This window comes from Nocardia sp. NPDC051981 (assembly GCF_040680715.1).
Classification (GTDB): Bacteria; Actinomycetota; Actinomycetes; order Mycobacteriales; family Mycobacteriaceae; genus Nocardia.
The window spans coordinates 149,730-167,777 of record NZ_JBFAXK010000009.1; the positions used below are offsets into that span (position 1 = coordinate 149,730).

The following is an 18,048-nucleotide window of genomic DNA, read 5'->3' on the forward strand; positions in this document are numbered from 1 at the left end:
ATCATGGGCGGGAGGTCAGGTGGAGGTGTCACGTGGTGCAGGTGAGGGTGCTCGGCCCGGTCTCGGTGGTCGCGGCCGACGGGCGCGAGGTCGCGATCATCGGGCCACGGTTGCGAACCTTGCTGGCGCTGCTCGCACTTCGCGCCGGGACAACGGTTCCGACCGGGCTGCTGACCGAAGGGATCTGGGACGGGGATCCGCCGGCGCGAGTCGAGAACGCGCTCCAGGCCCTGGTGAGCCGATTGCGTGCGGCCGTCGGCTCCCATCGCGTGGTGAAGGACGGAGCGGGCTATCTACTGGCGGTCGACCCGGACGCGGTCGACGCGTGCCGGTTCGACCGGCTGCTCGGTGAGGCTCGGCGGCTGGGGTCGGCCGGGCGGTATGAGCCCGCCGTTCGCGCGGTGGATCTGGCTCTGGCACAGTGGCGTTCGGACGCGCTGACCGGCGTGGTCGACTCGGCCGACATGCGCTCGACGGTCACCGAGCTGACCGAGCGGCGACTGGCGGCGATCGAGCTCCGCGCCGATCTCCTGCTCACGCTCGGCCGGGCCGGCGAGACCCTGCCCGAACTGGCTCACCATTGTACGGCGCACCCCTTCCGGGAAACCCTTGCCGCCCGGCGCATCACAGCACTCGCCGCTGCTGGCCGGAAATCGGACGCCTTCGACGTCTACCGGCACACCGCCGAATTGGTGCGCCGTGAACTCGGCGCCGAACCCGGCCCGGCGTTGCAGGCGGCACTGAACTCGATCGACGCAGGTGCCGCCGCCGAATCGGATCACCCGCCACATCCGGCGCCAGCTGAACCGAGCCGGAAAGCGCTGGATTCCATACTGAAACAAGAGGATTCGGCGCGGCCTATGCCGGAATCCGCAGTCGGATCGTCGGAATCATCAGCGGGAGCGCCCCTCGTACGGGGGCGGGGAGTACCGCGACGCTGGACCAGCTTCGTCGACCGGGAACGCGATCTCGACCAGCTCGGCCGGATGCTCCGCGACTCCGCGCTGGTGACCCTGACCGGGACGGGCGGCGTCGGCAAGACCCGGCTGGCGACGGAACTCGCCGCGGTCCAGTCGGATTGGCCCGATGGCTGCGTTTTCGCCGACCTCGCCGGCATTGCACCCCAGCGCGAAGACGACGCGTCGACGCCGAGCGCGGTTCCGGCCGTCCTGCTGTCCGCCCTGGGCCTCGGCGGATCCAGCGACGACGCCGACTGGCGCGCGGTGCTGCACCGATCCGTGGGGCGGCACCGAATGCTGGTGATCCTGGACAACTGTGAGCACGTGATCGACGCGGCCGCCGAGTTGGCCGCGTTCCTGCTGTGCCACTTCCCCCTGCTGACCGTGCTGGCCACCAGTCGTGAGCCGCTCGGGATCGACGGCGAAAACTTGTACCCGGTAAGGGCTTTGGCCGTACCGGAGCCTGGTGCGTCGGTGGAGGTCGCCGCCGAATCCGCCGCCGTCCAACTATTCGTGGATCGCGCCCGCGCGGTGCGGCCGGACTTCCGGCTGACCGACTCCGAATGCGCCGATATCGTGTCCATCGTGTGCTGCCTCGACGGGCTGCCGCTGGCGATCGAACTCGCCGCCGCGCGCCTGCACGCCCTGCCGGTACGTCATCTGGCCGACCGGCTGCCCCACCGATTCCGCCTCCTGGACTCGCTCGGCCGCAACGTATCAGCCCGGCATCGCACACTGCATGCCGTGGTGTCCTGGAGCTGGAACCTGCTCACCGGTGCAGAGGTCGAATTGGCGCGCAGGCTCGCCGTCTTCGCCGACGGCGCCACACTCGACGCCATCCTCGCGGTATGCGGCGGCGAGGACACCGCGGATACCCTGACGGCACTGGTCGCCAAGTCCCTCGTCGAGTTCGACGGCGCGCGATACCGAATGGTGGAAACGATTCGCGCCTACGCCGCATCGGAATTGGACGCGGCCGGCGAGAGCCGGCGACAGGCGGACGCCCACGCCGGCCATTTCCTCGCGCTCGTACGGGACGCGGCACCACGGCTGCTCGATGCGCGGCAGCAGCAGGCGACGCGCCTGCTCACCCTCGAACACGCCAACTGCCTGGCCGCTCTGGAATGGGCGGTGCGCACCGGGGACGGCGAGTGTGCGGTCGGTCTGTACGGCGGCCTGATCTGGCATTGGCTGCTGTGCGGGCTCCGTGGCGAGGCCCTGGCCTGGCAACCGCGGGTGCTGGCGCTGTTCGGTGCGGGTCCGCCGCCGGGCCGCGCCGCGGATTTTCTGGCCGTCCGCTACGCCCACCAGCTGCCCGCGTACCACGAGCCGTTGTGGTGGGGCCAAATACCCGATCGCTCGGGTGAATTCGATGAACTGGTGCGGACCGCCATGGGCGAGCCCCGGCCGCCGCATCCGATCTTCGTGCTGCTGCTGGCACTTCGCGACCGGCACCGTGGTGCCGGCGAGCTGTTGAACCAGTGCCTGGCTGCCGACGACACCTGGTTGCGCGGCAATGCGCTGGTGCTGCGGGCACTGGACGAAATCGGCGGTGATACGGAGTCGTTCGAGCGCTGTGTGGCCGACCTCGAAGCGGCCATCAGCCTGCTGGAGCGTCTGGGCGAGCCGCGCGGGGTGAGTCGGGCGCTGCTGTACCTGGCTCACCGCCGGATCGAATCGGCGGGGCTCGCCGCGGGTGCTCCCCTCATCGCCCGGGCCGCCGAATTGCTGACCCCGGGCCTGGGGGCCGAGGAGGTCGTGGGCGTGCTGCGCCGCGCCGCCCAGCTGCATCTGCGGGAGAACGATGTGGACGGCGGCGCCGCCTACCTGGCGTCCGCCCGGAGATGGGTGGATACCCAAGTGCCCGATGGAACTGCGCAGTGGCTGCGTGTTGCCGAAGCCGATCTGGCGCTGCGGCAAGGCAAACCGGACACAGCGATCGAGCTGTACGGTCGATTGTTCGGCGACGACGGTCCGCTGCGCGGTGCCGACGGCAGTCCGGCCGCAGCATTGGCCGCCGACGAGATCCTGGGGCGCACACACTATGCGATCGCGCTGGTCATGGCGGGCCGAACCGCCACCGCGACAAGGCAACTCGAGATCGCCCGCGACCTCGCCGCCACTGCCGCACCACGACTGTTCCCCGTCGTCGCCGTCGGCGGTGCGCTGGCCGCCCTCGCCATCGGCGCACCCGAACCAGCCGCGCGCCTGCTGGGAGCGATCGACCAAGCGGACGGTCGCATCACGCACGGCAATCCCGGTCCCGACGTCCGGCAGGCGTGCACCCTCGCCCGGAAAGCGCTGGGGCAGCACCGATTCCTCTCCGCCCTGAACGAAGGGCGGCGCACCTCCTGCGACCAGGTCGACGTCCTCTTCGCGCAGGCTCTGTACCAGCGCGCTGTCAGCTGACGCCAGCGTCGCATCAGCGCCGCCCGGAAGTGTTGCGAGCATGGCGAACACCACCTCCTCATCCGACACGAGCAGGTGGAAGTAATGGCATCCCCCATCGCTTCCACCCACGAATCCACCGGCGCCGGAACTCCGATCCGCAATTGGCTCGCCGTCGCGGCGGTATCCACCGCCACCTTCGCGATGGTCACCGTAGAGGCCATGCCGGTCGGCCTGCTCACGCCCATCGGTCACACCTTCGACGTCTCTCCCGGCGCGGTCGCATTGACGATCACACTGCCCGGACTCATGGCCGCGGCCGCCGCGACCACTCTGCCCGTCGCGATCGGACGATCGGACCGGCGTACGGTCCTGCTCGGGCTGATCGGGCTCATGCTCGCCGCGACAGCCATCTCGGCGCTGGCACCGGACTTCGCGATCTTGCTCGCCGCCCGTGCCGTCGCCGGCATCGCCATCGGCGGCTTCTGGGCCCTGGCCGCCTCGTGCGCGGTCAGACTGGTTGCCGCGCACCACATTCCACGAGCGATATCGCTCGCGTTCGGCGGTGCGACAGCGGCCAACGTGCTGGGCGTGCCGGCCGCCACGCTGATCGGCAATCTGAGCGGCTGGCGCGTCGCCTTCGCCGCGCTGGCCGGATTCGGCGCGGTGGTCGCCCTCGCGCTGCGGCTGCTGCTGCCGCCCCTGCCCGCCACCGAGGTGGTCCGCCCCCGCGCGCTGGCGCGGCAGCTGCGCACACCGGCCGTCCGCGCCGGCGTCATCGCCACATTCCTTCTGGTGGGCGGGCATTGGGCGGCATTCACCTTCGTCCGGCCCATGCTGCAGGACATCTCGGGTCTGGGCGCGGGGGCAATCGGGCCCGCGCAGCTGGCCTTCGGCTTGGCGGGCGTGGCCGGAACCTTCGCGGGCGGCGCCGCCGCCGGCCACGACCCGCGGCGCGCCCTGGTCGCCGCCGCCGCCCTGCTGGCGGTGACACTCGCACTCTTCCCGCTCATCGCGACCACACCGGTCAGCGGCATCGTGGCACTGCTGGTGTGGGGCACGGCATTCGGCGCGATTCCGGTCGGCGTGCAGACCTGGATCCTGCAGGCCGCCCCCGACCATCCCGAGGCCGCGACCGCCCTCAATACCGCCATGTACAACCTGGCCGTGGCCCTCGGCGCGCTCACCGGCGGCGTGATCGTCAGCTGCACATCGGTGACCGGCGTGCTCGTCACGGGCGCGCTGCTGGGCGTGACCGCCATCGCCGCGGTCATGATCGGCGGCCGACAGCTGACGCGGCGTGCCGGTGCCCTATCAGCGGCGTCGGCCACAGTCGAAGAACGAGAATGGTGATCGCCGGAGCCACCGGACCGCCGAATCCGGCGCGGTTTTGACTTTTAACGAGCCTTTAACTAGGTTCCCTGTTGCACCTCGATAGGCGAGGCTCCTGCACGAACACAGGCCACTGATCTGACGACGTCGAGAGACGCCCAAGGTTAGGACAGATTTCTCCGGATCAAGGGGTAATCCAAAGTGGCTTTCCGATTCGGAACACTCCGATTCGGAACACGTCGTGCAGTGCCAAAACTCTGACGAGAGGGGTGTGCGTCCGGCCCGAGGGTTCCGGGCACCTCCCCCGTGCGTTGACGAATCGCGTTCTACCAGTGAGGAGGTCGGGTAGCACGATGGCACCCGATGATGACCCGGGATCTCCGGGTCGGCCCCTCCGCCTCGGTCCGGGCCGCTAGCCACCACACCAACACCGCGTCGATATCTCGACGCACGTAATTCTCCGATATTACGATGCCGCCCGCGCGCACCGGACTATTCGCATGCACATTTTACGAATGAATTCGGAGATTCGCATATATATCCGACCCGTCGGCACCACCGTGCCCGACGGTATTCGATGCTGCCCGGAATCCGATGCGAGCAGCGGTATCCCGAGGGGAAACATCCCGATGAGAATTCGCTTGCTCGCATTCGCCACCGCGGCGATGACCACCGCCGGACTGGTCGCCCCTGCCGCCGCTTCGGCCGCGGCACCCGGACCGGACGTCCGGATCGCCGACGCTGTGACAGCCCGGGCCTTGTCCGGCGACGCCCGGATCGTGGACCGATCGGTGGTGCTGCGCACCGACCTCGGCACCCTCCGAACCACCACCGACCAGCTGCAGATCCTCGACCCGCAGGGCGTGATGGTGGGGGCGATCCCGCTGACCATCACGAAGCAGGACACGACGTACCCGATCGACGCCCGCATCGACGGCGACAGCGCCACCCTCACCCCGCGCCCGGATCGGGCCCGACCGGTCAGCACCGAGGAACGACGCCTCGCCGCGGAGCTGCACGCTGCCGCGGAGGCGCAAGCCGAAGGCCCTGCGGCACAGCAGATTGCCGATCCCGACAGCTTCGAGGATCGGATGAATACCGTCTTCCAGAATGTCAACAACGAGCTCACCGTGGCCCTGGCGGTGGGCACGCTGCTGGGTGCCGTCATCGGAGCGCCGCTGGGCTGCGTCCTGCTCGGCGCGGGCCAGGGTCTCGCGGTCGGCGCATTGACGTTGGGCACGTTGGCGATTCCCGGCGCTGTCACCGGCTGTCTCGAGGGCGCGGTGGCCGGGGCCGGGATGGGCGTCGTGGCTTTCAACCTGCTCATTGGCGCACCGGCGGTGCTGGCCGCAGCCGTGCACGCCTACAACGTCATGACCGCACCGCCCGCGGTCGCCGTCGAATCGACCAACTGAGTTGCGACGCAGCCGCTCGGAGCGAGGTGAACAGCAATGACTCTCGAATTGGCAATTCCGGACCGCCCCAAGACGACTCCCGAGGTGCCGCGGGTACGCGGCCGGCTCCGAGCGGTGGACTACCTGATCATCGGCGCAGGCGTGCTGCTGATCCTGGTGGTGCTGCGGCTGTTTCGGGACATGTCGGTGCCCTGGACGCCGGATACCGGAACCGAGGCCGTATCAACCGATCCCGCGAACCTGCCCTACTACGCGGCCCGCACCACGCTGCGCATGTTCATCGGCCTGGTGGCGTCCATCCTCTTCACACTGATCGTCGGCCAGTGGGCGGCGCGCTCGCGGCGGGCCGAGAAGGTGCTCATCCCGGCGCTCGACGTGCTGCAGTCGGTGCCGGTGCTGGCCCTGGTCTCGATCACGGTCACGGCGTTCGTGGGCCTGTTCCACGGCTCGTATCTGGGCGCGGAGGCGGCGTGCATCTTCGCCATCTTCACCGCGCAGGCCTGGAACATGACCTTCGCCTACTACCAGGCGTTGCGCAATATGCCCCGGGAGCTGGATGATGCGGCCCGCATGATGCGGCTCACCCGCTGGCAGCGGCTGTGGCAGCTGGAGGTGCCGACGGCCATGGTGCCGATGATCTGGAACGGCATGATGAGCTTCGGCGGCGCGTGGTTCATGCTCGCGGCCTCGGAGGTCATCACGGTATCCGGCCGGGACGAGGCGCTGCCCGGCATGGGTAGCTTCATCGCGGCGGCCACCTCCGAGGCCGAGGTCGGCAATCTCATACTGGGCGCGCTGGTCATGGTGCTCACCATCGTCCTGGTGAACGTGGTGTTCTGGCGGCCGCTCACGGCGTGGTCGGAGCGATTCCGGGTGGAGCACACCGAAAGTGCGCAGGCCCCACGGAGTCTGGTGCTCGACCTGCTGCGGCACAGCACGGTGCCGAGCCGGCTGGCTCGGGTGCTACGGCCGGTCGGCGAGCGGGTCGATCGCCTCATGCGGGTCTTCGGGCACAGCACCCGTTCCGCCTACGACGAGCGCGCGGGCAGCCGCATCGGCGATGTGCTCTTCTTCGGACTGCTCTTCGCCGCGCTCGCCTGGGGCACCTGGGCACTCGCCTCCTACTTCGACAGAACCGTGGGCCTGGCCGAATTCGGGCCGACCTCGCTGATGGGGCTGGCCAGCCTCGGCCGCGTGATAGTGCTGCTGGTGGTCTCCACCATCGTGTGGGTGCCGGTCGGCGTGTGGATCGGGATGAATCCGCGCATCTGCCGGTTCGCTCAGCCGGTGGTGCAGGTGCTGGCCAGTTTCCCGGCCCAGTTCTTGTTCATCTTCGTCATTGCGGCGCTCACCTACACCGGCATCTCACTGAATATCGGCGGCATCGCGCTGATGGCGCTGGGTGCGCAGTGGTACGTGCTGTTCAATGTGATCGCGGCGGCCGGGCAGATCCCGACGGACCTGCGCGAGGCCATGGACGATCTCGGCGTGCACGGGTGGCAGCGCTGGAAGTCGTTGATACTGCCCGCGATCGCACCCGGCTACGTGGTCGGCGCGATCACGGCGTTCGGCGGCGCGTGGAACGCCACGCTGGTCGGCGAGGTCGTGGAGGCCGGGAACACGCATATGGAGGCCTACGGCCTGGGCGCGTACATCACCAATGCCACCACCGACGACGTCTTCGCCGAGGTGCTGCTCGGCACCGTGGTGATGAGCGTAGTCACGGTGACCATCAACCGCCTGCTGTGGAAACGCCTGCAGCGCACCGCTGAACGGCGATTCTCGCTGAGCTGAAACACTTTTCGAAAGGAGGACACCGTGTCGGCCCCCATCATCACCGTCGATCGTGTCACCAAGAACTTCACCAACCCCTCCGGCGAGCAGCTGCCGGTTCTCTCGGATGTCTGCCTCGAGTTGCAGGAGGGTGAAATCGTCGCGCTGCTGGGCAAATCCGGCTCCGGCAAGTCCACGCTGCTGCGGATCATCGCGGGCCTGATGCTCCCCTCCGCGGGTTCCGCGCGCATCCGGCAGACCGAGATCACCGAGCCGAATGCCAATACCGCCATGGTGTTCCAGACCTTCGCGTTGCTGCCGTGGCTGACCGTGCGGCAGAACGTCGAACTCGGCCTTCGCGCCCAAGGGATTTCGGCCTGGGAGCGGGCCGAGCGGGTTACCGACGCCATCGACATGATCGGCCTGGACGGCTTCGAGAACGCCTATCCCAAGGAGCTTTCCGGCGGTATGCGCCAGCGAGTGGGATTCGCCCGCGCCCTGGTGGTGCAGCCGGAGGTGCTACTCATGGACGAACCGTTCTCGGCGCTGGACGTCTTGACCGCCGAGAACCTGCGCGGCGAGCTCATGCGACTGTGGGCGGAGACCGCCTTCCCGACCAAGACCATGCTGATGGTCACCCACAACATCGAGGAGGCCGTGCAGCTGGCCGACCGAATCCTGGTGCTGGACAACAATCCCGGGCGAATCAAGGGCGAGATCCAGGTGCGGCTCCCGCGGCCGCGCGACCCGCGCGGCGCGGGTTTCCAGGCGCTGGTGGACCAGGCCTATCGGATGCTCACCGACGTCACCTTCGATGGCGGCTGGCCGAGCATCACGCCCACCCCCACCACCCGGCCGCTGCCCGATGCCGGGGTGGACGGAATCGGCGGCATGCTGGATTTTGTGGCCGCCCAAGGCGGGCGGGCGGACCTGCCGGATCTGGCGGGCGGGTTGCGCTTCGAGATCGACGATCTGATGCCGCTGGTCGACGCCGCCACCATGCTGGGGCTGGCCACCACCGCCGACGGGGATATCGAGCTCACCCTCGACGGCACTCTGTTCGCCGAGGCCGATATCGACAGTGCCAAGGCCATTTTCGCGCGGCTGGCGCGAGCCAACGCGCCCCTGGTCGCGGCAATCGACCACGCGCTGACCAGTGCGCGCAACCAGCGGCTGCGCGACGGCTTCTTCCTCGACCTGCTGCAGCGGGGCTTCACCGAGGACGCCGCCCGGCGACAACTGCGGATCGCCATCGACTGGGGACGCTATGCCGAACTCTACGAGTACGACGCCGCCGAGCGACTGCTCACCCGCCATCCGGACGAGGCCTGAGGTCGAGGCGGGCGCGGTCGGCGGCTACTCGGCCGGCGTCCCAGCCTGCGGCGCTGCGGATTGTGATCCCGCGATTCCGGGCTTGTGGAAACAGGGTGTCGAAAGCCGCGTCGACTGCGATCTCGTGTGAGGCCAAGGCCGGCAGCAGTCGTTCCGGCTCAGCCGATTCCGCGATGGTGGCCGCGGTGGCCGCATCCAAGCGCTCCCCGATGCGGGTGGCATAGGCGACGAGGAACGACTTCCGGAACGTCCGGCTGCGTGCCTCCTCGTTTCGGGAGGCTTTGTCGTTTCGGGAGGCTTTGTCGTTTCGGGAGGCTTTGTCGCCGTTCGCGATCATCGCCCTGGTGGCCTGCACGAGCAGTGAGGTGGACAACAACTCCACCGCGTCGAGATCCGCGTCGTCGCCGACGATGGTCATGAAATCCCATGCCGAGGAAAAGACGGCGCGGCATCGATTGGCCTTGGCGACGACGTCGATCAGCAGGGCCTTCGCGTCGGTGTACGGGGTATCGAGCCACATTCGCCGTGCCCCTGGCAGATCCGGGACGGCGGTGTCGGCGTCGACGAGCACCCGATCGAGCGCGTACTTGGTCATCAGCTCCTGTGCTTTGGCCGACAGCGCCTCGGCCTCTTCGGGGAAGGACGTGGACTCGGCCTTGGCAAGCAGCCCGCGAACGCGGCCGAGCACCCTCTCGTCGACATGATGGGGGACCGCGGCCATCGGACGTGCGGTGCCGGGCAGGGGCCTGATGAGTTCCAGTTTCGGCAGCAGGATCAGCAGTGCGAGGGCCTCGATGACGGTGATGAGCGCTTCGGCGGCGGTCAGCATGTGCTTCGCCGCCCACTGGCCGAAATGCGGCGAAGAATCCGACCACCAGGCGTCCGCCGCCAATTCACCGAGCTGAGCAACCCAGGTTTCGTCGACGGTCGCGGGCGCGAAGGGCCGCACAGAATCCGCCATGGTGTCGATCAGAAAGCTGACCGCGAAGTCGTCGACCCGCCGTCGCGCTGCCTGCTGAATGTCCGCCGGCAACCAGCCATTCCGGAAGGCTCGCGTCATGAGGTGCTGCCCCGCCAGGTGCACACCCAGCTCCACCTCGTGAACGAGCGGATCGTCAGCGGCGAGCCGGCCGGCGAACACGACGACCGGATCACGTTGTGCCGATCCGCCCCGCGCCCCACGCCGGGCCGATTCCATGGCGGCCGCCAGGATTGCATTGCCGATCTCCTCAGCGGTCGGCGGCCGCCCCTCGGCCCCAGCGGGCATGCCCGGAAAATCGGCTCCGCCATATCGCGCCCGCTGCTTGGCTGCCCGATGCTTCCGATTCGGCTTACCCATGATCGACTCCGCCGACCCTCGAATCGCCATGACCTGTCACGACCCGACCGTATTTCACTGCCGTACCGTTCCGCGATGCGGGCCGGGCACGGCCAAAAACTTCAGAATGGAAACAAAATCGGGCTCGGCTACGACGAACAACACAACGCCAATCGGAAGGATCTTCATGAAAAGGTCGTTGAGTGTGGCCGGACGGGTTGCGATCGCGGGCATTTCGGGTTTGGGTTTCGCGGCCGTCGTCGGGTCGGGTACCGCGCAGGCCGCGCCGCAGGACTGCACCGTGACGAAGGGGCTGTTCGACGCGTCGGCAGTCTGCCGGCCCGACGGTGGATCCAACTACGTACTTCACCTCGACTGCGTCGGCCTCTACGCCAGCGGGCCGTTCCCGCTGTACGCCGTCGGCCCCTACAAGGTGCTCAGCTACCCCTTCACTCCGTCGGGTGACCGTATTACGGCGGCCTGCACAGGCACCGGACCCGGCGTCTTCGCCGTCGCCACAAACGCTTTCGTGGAAATCTACAACCCCTAGGCAACCGTCACCGAGTGACAGCCGACGTGTCACTCGTCCCCGATGCCGATTGCCGCACTACCCCTCGTGGGATCGGCGCCAAGGTATCGGGGACCGGCCTTCGGTGTTCGGGGAGTTGGGTGCGAATCAGGTTCTATGCCAGGAGATTCGCGCGTCTTCCGGGCGCTCATCACCCGGAACACCGAGATGATCTCGGGCCGTTGATTTCCCGGTCACTGCGGCGTCGGTACGTTGTCGCAGTGACCGGTGGCCCAATGTCAGCTGATCGGAGCCACGAGCGGGGCGCTGATGTCACCGGCAGCGTGCAGGGTGTTGTACGCCTGCGCCAGTGCCGCGATACCGGCGGGGACCCCGGCGACCACGCCGCCGATGATCGGGCCGACCGCCGCGCCGATCCCCAGGCCGGGAATGCAGCCACCGATCGCGCCGACGATCGCACCGACGACACAGCCGCCTACGAGCCCGACCACGCCACCGGCCATGGTGCCCACGGTCGTGGCCAGCATGAACTCGTTACCGGCCTGGTTCAGCGCATCGGCGATGTCGGCCTGCGGGTCGGTCCCCGCGGCCGCGGCGACCGGGACGGCGGCGCCCGACACGGACGGAGGAAGCGGCTGTGCCGCAGCGTCATTCGCCAGCTCCGCAACTGGCAGATCGGCCGCTGCCCGCGGCGTGGACGTCCCGGCGCCGCTCGGGGAATCGGCGCTCGCGGCGGCCGCGTCCGTGGTGGTGCCGGCGGTCGGGGCGACCGGCGAGGGGGCGGCCGTGGCGACTTCGACGGTGAGGGTCATCAAGGTCGCGGTCAGTGCGGATGCGACGAGGATGCGGGTGCGGGTGTTCACTGAATCTCCTTGGTGGGCAGATTGATTGGTTGATTCATTCGCTGAAATGGACGGGGCGGCCAGGGGGCCCACGGTTGATCGGAGGTCCCCTGGGAATTTGTCCGGGTCAGCGCAGCAGTTGCGCGAGGAAGCCGTCGACGTCGGGTGCGGCGGTGGCGAGCAGGGTTTCGTGGTCGTCGCCGGGGTAGTTGCGCATTTCGACTCGGGTGCCTTGCCCGACGAGCTGGGCTTCGAGATTCCAGACCATGGGCGCGGGAACGTCGGCGTCCACGGCTCCCTGTGCGATGAGCAGCGGGCGGTCGTAGCCGGAGGTGGGAATGTCCATCACCGGATGCGCGAGCGCCGGGAAATCGCCCTCGTCCAGCGGGCGGGCCAGCATGTCGGAGACGTTCACATCGGCTGACTCGGCGATGAGATCGTCCAGACACAGCTGCCGGGCGCGCTCGATGATGTCCCGACCGAACGGGGTGAGGTAGCTGTCGAGATCGAAGTCGGGCCGGGCGGCCTGGAGCCCGAGCAGCGCGTAGGCGGCATACGCATTCATGTCCGGGGGCAGCACCTTCGGTAGACCGGGCCGACCGAGCAAGGTCATCAAGTCGACGGCGCTGGCGCCGGGCGCGTAGGCGGCGCCACCGCGATAGTCCAGTTCGGGGGCGTAGCGGGTGGCGTCGATGGCGGTGAACATGGCCGCCTGCCCGCCCTGGGAATGTCCGACGACGGCCCAGCGCGCCGAGAGTCCCGGCTCGACCGCCCGAGCCGCGCGGACCGAATCCACGGTGGCGTTGGCCTCGGCGTGACCGTCGAGATAGGCGTGCGGACCGGGGGTGCCCAGTCCGATGTAGTCGGTGGCCACGACGGCATAGCCGTCGGCGAGCCAGCGCGAGAACAACTCCGGGTAGTGGTCGTCGGCCAATCCCATGGCCGACGGTGCGCATTTCCCGGCGACTCCCATCGTGCCGTGGTCCCAGGCCACGATCGCCCGCCCGCCCGGCGGCGGAGTTCCCTGCGGCAGGAAGATCAGGGCGCTGGACAGTGCCGGACGGTCCGAGGAGTCCCGGGTCCAGTACGTGATGCGGTCGACAGTCGCCGCTCCCGCGACCCCGAACGCCGACGCGGCCGGACTCCGGTCGGTGACGGTGCCCGCAGGAGCATCGGCGGCCGCACTGTGTGCAGTGGCCATGGTCGTGAGTGCTGCCAGCGCGGCAAGGGCCGACAAGCCTCTGCGCAGTGGTGGTGTCATGGATCACCTCGGGTCGATCTTTGAGAGTTCGGACACCGTAACTTACAAGACGTTCGTACGAATAGTTTTCTTGAGGTTTGCGCAGTGGACATCCGGCAAGATGGACCCGAGGAGGTGGCGGTGACAACCGGATATACCGACGGGCGACGTGCCCGAGGTCAGCAGCGATATCAGCTCGTCCTCGACGCCGCGCTCGACCTGGTGTCACGCGAAGGCCTGCCCGCGCTGACGACACGGGCGCTGGCCGCGGCCGCGGGGGTTTCGCTGGCGTCGATCACCTACCACTTCCCCACACGAGCGGATCTGGTGTATTCGACCTGCGCCGAAGCGGTGCGCCGCGATATCGCCTCGACCCGGGCGATTCTCGATGAACTGCGCCGCGACTTCGATCTGCGCACCGTGTCCCTCACCGAACTGGCCGACCGGTGGCTGCAGGTGAGCACCGCCCCCGACCGGCGCATGATGTCGGTATTCAGCCTGTACCTCGAGGTCGTCCGGCAACCCGATCTGGCCCCGCTCGTGGTTCAGTGGAACAACGACACCCGCGACCTGGTCGCCGCGGCTTTGACGGAAGCCGGTGCCGCGCAACCGATATCGGCCGCGAAGGTCCTCTGTGCGGCACTCGACGGACTGCGACTGCCCACGTGTGCTTTCCCCGACGCCACACCGACCCGAGCAGACCGCGACGACCTGGCGTTGTTGTTCAGCTGGGCACTCGGGAGGCCATGAGGACGGGCCGCCGGTTCCGTCCGGCACACGGGATCCATTTCGCTACAACGGATCTCGGCCTGCTCATGTCGGCGGTACGCCGTGCGCTGCCGAATGCCTGGTGCTTGTCCGGCCTGGATATCGGTCGGGAGAACTCGGACAGCGTTCTGGGACTGGAACATTCTGTCGCGGTGTCAGCCTTCTTGTTCTGCCAGTGCGGCCGTCGTCAGGGTGAGATGCCGGCTCAGTAGGTCGGCGGCGGTGTCGGGGTCGCGGGCCAGCGCCGCCTCCTCCAATCGGCGATGCATCGTCGATGCCGTCGCGGTCGGGGGCGCGGTGTGTCGACCAGCGGCGAGCCAGCTCGCTCGCGACCCACATCCGGGTCGAAGGCCTCCAGCAACACCGGGTTGCCGCACCCCGCCAAGAGGGCGCGATGGAACACCCGATGGGCCTCGGCCCAGGCCTCGCTGTAGTGCGCGCCGTTTCCGATCGCATTGAACGACACGTCGATGCCGCCGACTTCAGCGACGACGGCGTCGAGGTGCTCGGCGACGGATTTCTCGTCCCGGGGCGTCGACCACAGCGGTCGCGACGGCTCCGCCCGCGGCGGAGATTTCCTTCGCGACGACGTTGACGATGTCGGGATTTCGCCCGGTCAGCAAGACCCTGGCGCCTGCATGGGCGAATCCGCGGGCAACCGCGCTGCCGACCGCTCCACCCGCGCCGTAGACAACCACGTTCTTGTTTGCCAGCAACATTTTCCTACCTCCTACTCATATAGAGGCGATGGCACCGCGAAAGTCATCGGCCGAGCGGGCCCGGTCGGATCTCCGCCGAATTCGCGATCGATCGGCGGCGCTACCGGCGCGCCGCTACAGTAGGCGTTCGAATCTGAAGCGGTCGCGCTTCGCATGTTTTCGCAACGGATCGATAAGAGGTACACAGCTTGAAGAGTTCGGCTCGGCTGCGGTTGCTTGCAGCGTCCACGGTCTGCGGCACCGCAGCGGTGCTCGCCGCGATGGCGCCGCCGACCACGGCGGAGACTCCCGGCGGCAAAACCCTTGTGGTGATCGGCGATTCCTTCTCCGCCAACGGCGAAATCCTCGACCTGCTGAACGCGGGCGGGGATCCCGGCTGCAAGCACGTGCCCACATCATGGCCGACGCAGCTGACGCAGCGCATCGGCTTGTCGCCGGATGACGTCGAGGACACCTCGTGCCAGGGCGGCACGATCGACACCTCGGGCTGGACCCTGGTGCACCAGGTGAAACGGGCCATGTCCGATAACGCGTTCGGACCACGCACCCGGACCGTGACGATTCAGCTCGGCATGAACGACGCCTGGGGTACCGACAACCCGGTCGCCTTGTCTCGTGCCTTCACGTGCCTGACCGACCTGATCGATGGTTGCGGTCCGGAAGCCGCAGCGCAGGGCCGCGCCCCCGACCTCGACACCATCACCGGTCAGGCCTATGCCGATCGAGTCCGCCAAGCGGTGGATTACATCCGCTACTACGCTCCGAACGCACGGATCGTTTTCGTGGGATACCCGGAAATACACTCTCCGGGCCAAGACTCCGCCTGCGCGAGCATCCTCGGCATCGATGTGGTCCAGCCCCGAGCCGGCGCGGTCACCGGGTTCCTGGACCGGATCGACACGGCCCAGCGCGAGGCCGCCGGCATTCTGAACGTGAACTTCCTCGACACCCGAGCGGTCACCGCCGGGCACGGCGCCTGCACTGCGGATCCCTGGGTGGACGGAGCGTTCGACCCACACACCGAACCGCTCGGGTTCCCCTGGCATCCCAGCGCGCACGGCGACTCGATGGTCGCAGCCGCCATGCACCAGTGGATCGCTCGAGGCTGAAACAGCAGTTCAGGCAACTAACGTCCGGCGAGCTCGGCGATGACCGGAGCGAACCTGTCGGCGACGTCGGCGCCGAAGACGAAATAGGAGAAGCCGATCTCCTCCCGTCGCCGCTGGATTTCCTCGGCGGCGGCGGCCGGGTCGTCCGGAAGCACGGTCATTGCGTCCGCCGCGTGGAGCGCGGCGGTATCGGTGTCTGGGGGCGCCATGTGCGGCGCGACAGTATCGCCGATAACCGGTACGGCGAGCGCGAGCTCGGCGTCGCTGGTGATGCGGAAGTCGCGTGCCAGCCGCTCGGCCATCGCCACGGGCGTGTGACGGTCGGGGCCATCGAGATCTCGCAGCCTCTGGACGGTCTCACGGACTTGGGCCAGCCGCTCGAAAGGCAGCGTACGGGCATTCCCTTGTCGCGGAGCTCGTCCTCGATTCCCGGTCTGCCGGTGCACATCTCGAAGCGACCCTCGGTCAACAGCGACAGCGAGTGCGCTTCCCACGCCGTCAGCCAGGCCGGGCGTAGCGGAGAGGCGCACCCAGGTGCCCACGCGCAGGTCGGTCAGGGCCGCGACGGTGGCCAGCATGGGGGCGGGCGCCGGTTGCAGCCAAGTCAGAATGGGCCGGCATCGGTCTTCTTTCCGGAGCGTTCGACCGCTGCTGAAGCGCCAGGGCTCGAACCTGGACTGACAGAATCAGAATCTGCCGTGCTGCCGATTGCACCACGGTTCATCGAAAGTGAGTGTGCCCGGGAGGATTTGAACCTCCGGCCCCCTGCTTCGTAGACAGGTGCTCTTTCCGCTGAGCTACGGGCACTTGACCCCGCGCGGATGTCGGCGTTGACATCTACTCGGCACTGAAGTGCGCGGGGTTGGGTGGGTTGGTTCCCTCGGGGTGGCACGTACAGCATCTACAACTGCCCGGACCCGCCGTGAGCTGCGGATTTCCGCCGATTTACCGGTGGCCCGGCGGATTTATCGGCGGTCTCCGTGGTGATCTTTGCTACGCAGGTCGCAGCTGGCTTCGTCGGACTTGAGCGCGTGCCATTGCCGAGTTTCGGACGATTCTCAGAGCCCTGGTCTCAGGTCGCAGGACCTCGTAGTGGGCTGGACTCTGGTTTCCTATCCGATGTATGTCCAGTTGCGTGTGCTCGGTATTCCGAGTTCTTTGCCCATGTAGTTGGTGTTGGTCGCCAGCACCAGGTCTTGCGGGCGTGCCACGCCATATACGTCCCTGAGCGTGGTGACCAGCAGTTGCGCGAGGTTCCTTAGTTGGTGGTTGGAGGACAGGGCGTGCATCGGGAATGGTCCGTACTGCCAGATAGCAAAACCGGCTTCCCTGGTTACGGTTCGCCAACCGAGACTGCACAATCGATGATCCAGGCCCTGGATCTGCTGTTCTTCGACTCCCTCAACGATCGTGGTCATCTCCAGGCTGTCGCCGATCGAAATGATCTCCATGCCGTTGTGGTACGAGATCGTGGGGGTCTCCAAGCGAGATACGTCGTTCCATGGCTGCGTTAGTACGAGCCAGTCGAGACGTTCGACGAAATCGCCCCGGTCGGTGCATTGTTCGGGTGCACGTCGTCCGGAGGGGCGGTCGGCTGTCAGAAGGTCGCTCCAGGTCCACTGGACGTCGAGCGGTCCACTTCGGTCGCCCGCCGCATATCGCATCCGGGTGGGATCCATGCCGAGACCTTCACGCATCACCTTCGTCACCGCCTCTGCAGCCTCGGCGTAGTAGCTGTCATATCTGGAGTCCTCGTCCTCGGTCAGCAACCGCCAGGACATCGTGTGTCGTTGTCCGCTCGCGGACCAGATCGGGCTTGATGACAACACCGCCAGCAACTGTTGTGCGGCCATCGGATCGGTCGGTGTGCGTACCTCGACCTCGAGCACCTTGAGGTTCTCGAAGAACAGGATCTCACTCCCGGTGCCAGTGTCTCGGAGCCGCACCCACGACCACCGCTGGATCAGGTTGGGGTTCTCGTCATGTTCGGCCCACAGCATTTCCGGCATGTCGCTCTGCAGAGCAGCCCAGAAATCGTTATTCATCCTTGTCCCCATCTGATCTGTTGCCCGACAAGATATCCGGCAGCACGGACAAGCCTTGTCGCGTGTGCCGGTACCGGTTTCGAGCAGTCGTAGTAGTTCTGCGGTTCCGGCGGGTCAGGGCGCGGCCCGGAAGGCTGGCGTGCCGTCTGTCCGCGATGCCGATTCGAGGCCACTAGCGAACTACCGTGCCACGCAGCGAATCCCATCCGACGCTCATATGTCCGTCGGTGCTGTACGGGCGTGTGGTTCGAAACAGTCACACGGTAGGGTCCTCGAGGT

General features: G+C 67.6%; 14 protein-coding genes, 2 tRNA genes, 1 pseudogene and 1 riboswitch. Of the genes and pseudogenes, 8 read left to right on the forward strand and 9 right to left on the reverse strand.

Annotation, left to right across the window (positions count from 1 at the left end):
• Positions 1-32 precede the first annotated feature (32 nt).
• From AB0L60_RS18420 to AB0L60_RS18440, 5 genes are all read left to right on the forward strand, one after another.
• Positions 33-3,368 carry a BTAD domain-containing putative transcriptional regulator gene (locus AB0L60_RS18420; protein ID WP_364614969.1) on the forward strand — a complete coding sequence of 1,112 codons (3,336 nt, stop codon included), beginning with the start codon at positions 33-35 and terminating at the stop codon, positions 3,366-3,368.
• A gap of 84 nt (positions 3,369-3,452) precedes the next feature.
• Positions 3,453-4,700 carry an MFS transporter gene (locus AB0L60_RS18425; RefSeq protein WP_364614972.1) on the forward strand — a complete coding sequence of 416 codons (1,248 nt, stop codon included), beginning with the start codon at positions 3,453-3,455 and terminating at the stop codon, positions 4,698-4,700.
• Between the two features lie 70 nt (positions 4,701-4,770).
• Positions 4,771-4,955, forward strand: a riboswitch (M-box (ykoK) riboswitch).
• Between the two features lie 353 nt (positions 4,956-5,308).
• Positions 5,309-6,094 carry a hypothetical protein gene (locus AB0L60_RS18430; RefSeq protein WP_364614975.1) on the forward strand — a complete coding sequence of 262 codons (786 nt, stop codon included), beginning with the start codon at positions 5,309-5,311 and terminating at the stop codon, positions 6,092-6,094.
• Between the two features lie 36 nt (positions 6,095-6,130).
• Positions 6,131-7,888, forward strand: coding sequence for an ABC transporter permease subunit (locus AB0L60_RS18435; protein WP_364614978.1), 1,758 nt, complete (start codon positions 6,131-6,133; stop codon positions 7,886-7,888).
• Positions 7,889-7,912: 24 nt separating this feature from the next.
• Positions 7,913-9,199, forward strand: coding sequence for a nitrate/sulfonate/bicarbonate ABC transporter ATP-binding protein (locus AB0L60_RS18440; RefSeq protein WP_364614981.1), 1,287 nt, complete (start codon positions 7,913-7,915; stop codon positions 9,197-9,199).
• Here the strand turns inward: AB0L60_RS18440 and AB0L60_RS18445 are convergent.
• Complete coding sequence (locus tag AB0L60_RS18445) at positions 9,174-10,538, reverse strand: DUF2786 domain-containing protein (RefSeq protein WP_364614984.1); 1,365 nt, start codon at positions 10,536-10,538, stop codon at positions 9,174-9,176. The two genes, AB0L60_RS18440 and AB0L60_RS18445, sit on opposite strands and share 26 nt — an antisense overlap.
• 166 nt (positions 10,539-10,704) lie before the next feature.
• On the opposite strand from AB0L60_RS18445, the gene AB0L60_RS18450 reads away from it, so the two are divergent.
• Entirely contained in the window at positions 10,705-11,067 is a 363-nt protein-coding gene (locus tag AB0L60_RS18450) for a hypothetical protein (protein WP_364614987.1), read from the forward strand.
• Positions 11,068-11,324: 257 nt separating this feature from the next.
• On the opposite strand, the gene AB0L60_RS18455 is transcribed toward AB0L60_RS18450, so the two are convergent.
• Together AB0L60_RS18455 and AB0L60_RS18460 are read right to left on the reverse strand one after the other, a co-directional pair.
• Positions 11,325-11,909 carry a hypothetical protein gene (locus AB0L60_RS18455; RefSeq protein WP_364614990.1) on the reverse strand — a complete coding sequence of 195 codons (585 nt, stop codon included), beginning with the start codon at positions 11,907-11,909 and terminating at the stop codon, positions 11,325-11,327.
• A 106-nt stretch (positions 11,910-12,015) separates the two neighbouring features.
• The gene (locus AB0L60_RS18460) at positions 12,016-13,149 is read right to left on the reverse strand and encodes a lipase family protein (RefSeq protein ID WP_364614993.1); all 1,134 of its coding nucleotides are present in this window, start codon (positions 13,147-13,149) and stop codon (positions 12,016-12,018) included.
• Between the two features lie 120 nt (positions 13,150-13,269).
• Here AB0L60_RS18460 and AB0L60_RS18465 point away from each other — a divergent pair, with 120 nt between their 5' ends.
• Positions 13,270-13,878: a TetR family transcriptional regulator gene (locus tag AB0L60_RS18465; protein WP_364614996.1), complete on the forward strand. Its 609-nt coding sequence runs from the start codon at positions 13,270-13,272 to the stop codon at positions 13,876-13,878.
• A gap of 334 nt (positions 13,879-14,212) precedes the next feature.
• Here the strand turns inward: AB0L60_RS18465 and AB0L60_RS18470 are convergent.
• Positions 14,213-14,362, reverse strand: a pseudogene (locus AB0L60_RS18470) (FCD domain-containing protein); the annotation flags it as partial.
• Between the two features lie 16 nt (positions 14,363-14,378).
• The gene (locus AB0L60_RS18475; protein WP_364614999.1) at positions 14,379-14,615 is read right to left on the reverse strand and encodes an SDR family NAD(P)-dependent oxidoreductase; all 237 of its coding nucleotides are present in this window, start codon (positions 14,613-14,615) and stop codon (positions 14,379-14,381) included.
• 188 nt (positions 14,616-14,803) lie between these two features.
• Here AB0L60_RS18475 and AB0L60_RS18480 point away from each other — a divergent pair, with 188 nt between their 5' ends.
• A complete protein-coding gene (locus tag AB0L60_RS18480) occupies positions 14,804-15,724 on the forward strand; it encodes an SGNH/GDSL hydrolase family protein (RefSeq protein WP_364615002.1) in 921 nt (306 codons plus the stop codon).
• A 17-nt stretch (positions 15,725-15,741) separates the two neighbouring features.
• Here AB0L60_RS18480 and AB0L60_RS18485 read toward each other — a convergent pair whose 3' ends face one another.
• The 4 genes from AB0L60_RS18485 to AB0L60_RS18500 form a co-directional block, all read right to left on the reverse strand.
• Positions 15,742-16,026, reverse strand: a complete 285-nt coding sequence (locus AB0L60_RS18485; protein WP_364615004.1) for a hypothetical protein — start codon at positions 16,024-16,026, stop codon at positions 15,742-15,744.
• Positions 16,027-16,375: 349 nt separating this feature from the next.
• Positions 16,376-16,447 (reverse strand) — tRNA-Gln (locus AB0L60_RS18490).
• A gap of 11 nt (positions 16,448-16,458) precedes the next feature.
• Positions 16,459-16,531, reverse strand: a tRNA-Arg gene (locus tag AB0L60_RS18495).
• Positions 16,532-16,836: 305 nt separating this feature from the next.
• Positions 16,837-17,769: a hypothetical protein gene (locus AB0L60_RS18500; RefSeq protein ID WP_364615007.1), complete on the reverse strand. Its 933-nt coding sequence runs from the start codon at positions 17,767-17,769 to the stop codon at positions 16,837-16,839.
• Between the last annotated feature and the right edge of the window lie 279 nt (positions 17,770-18,048).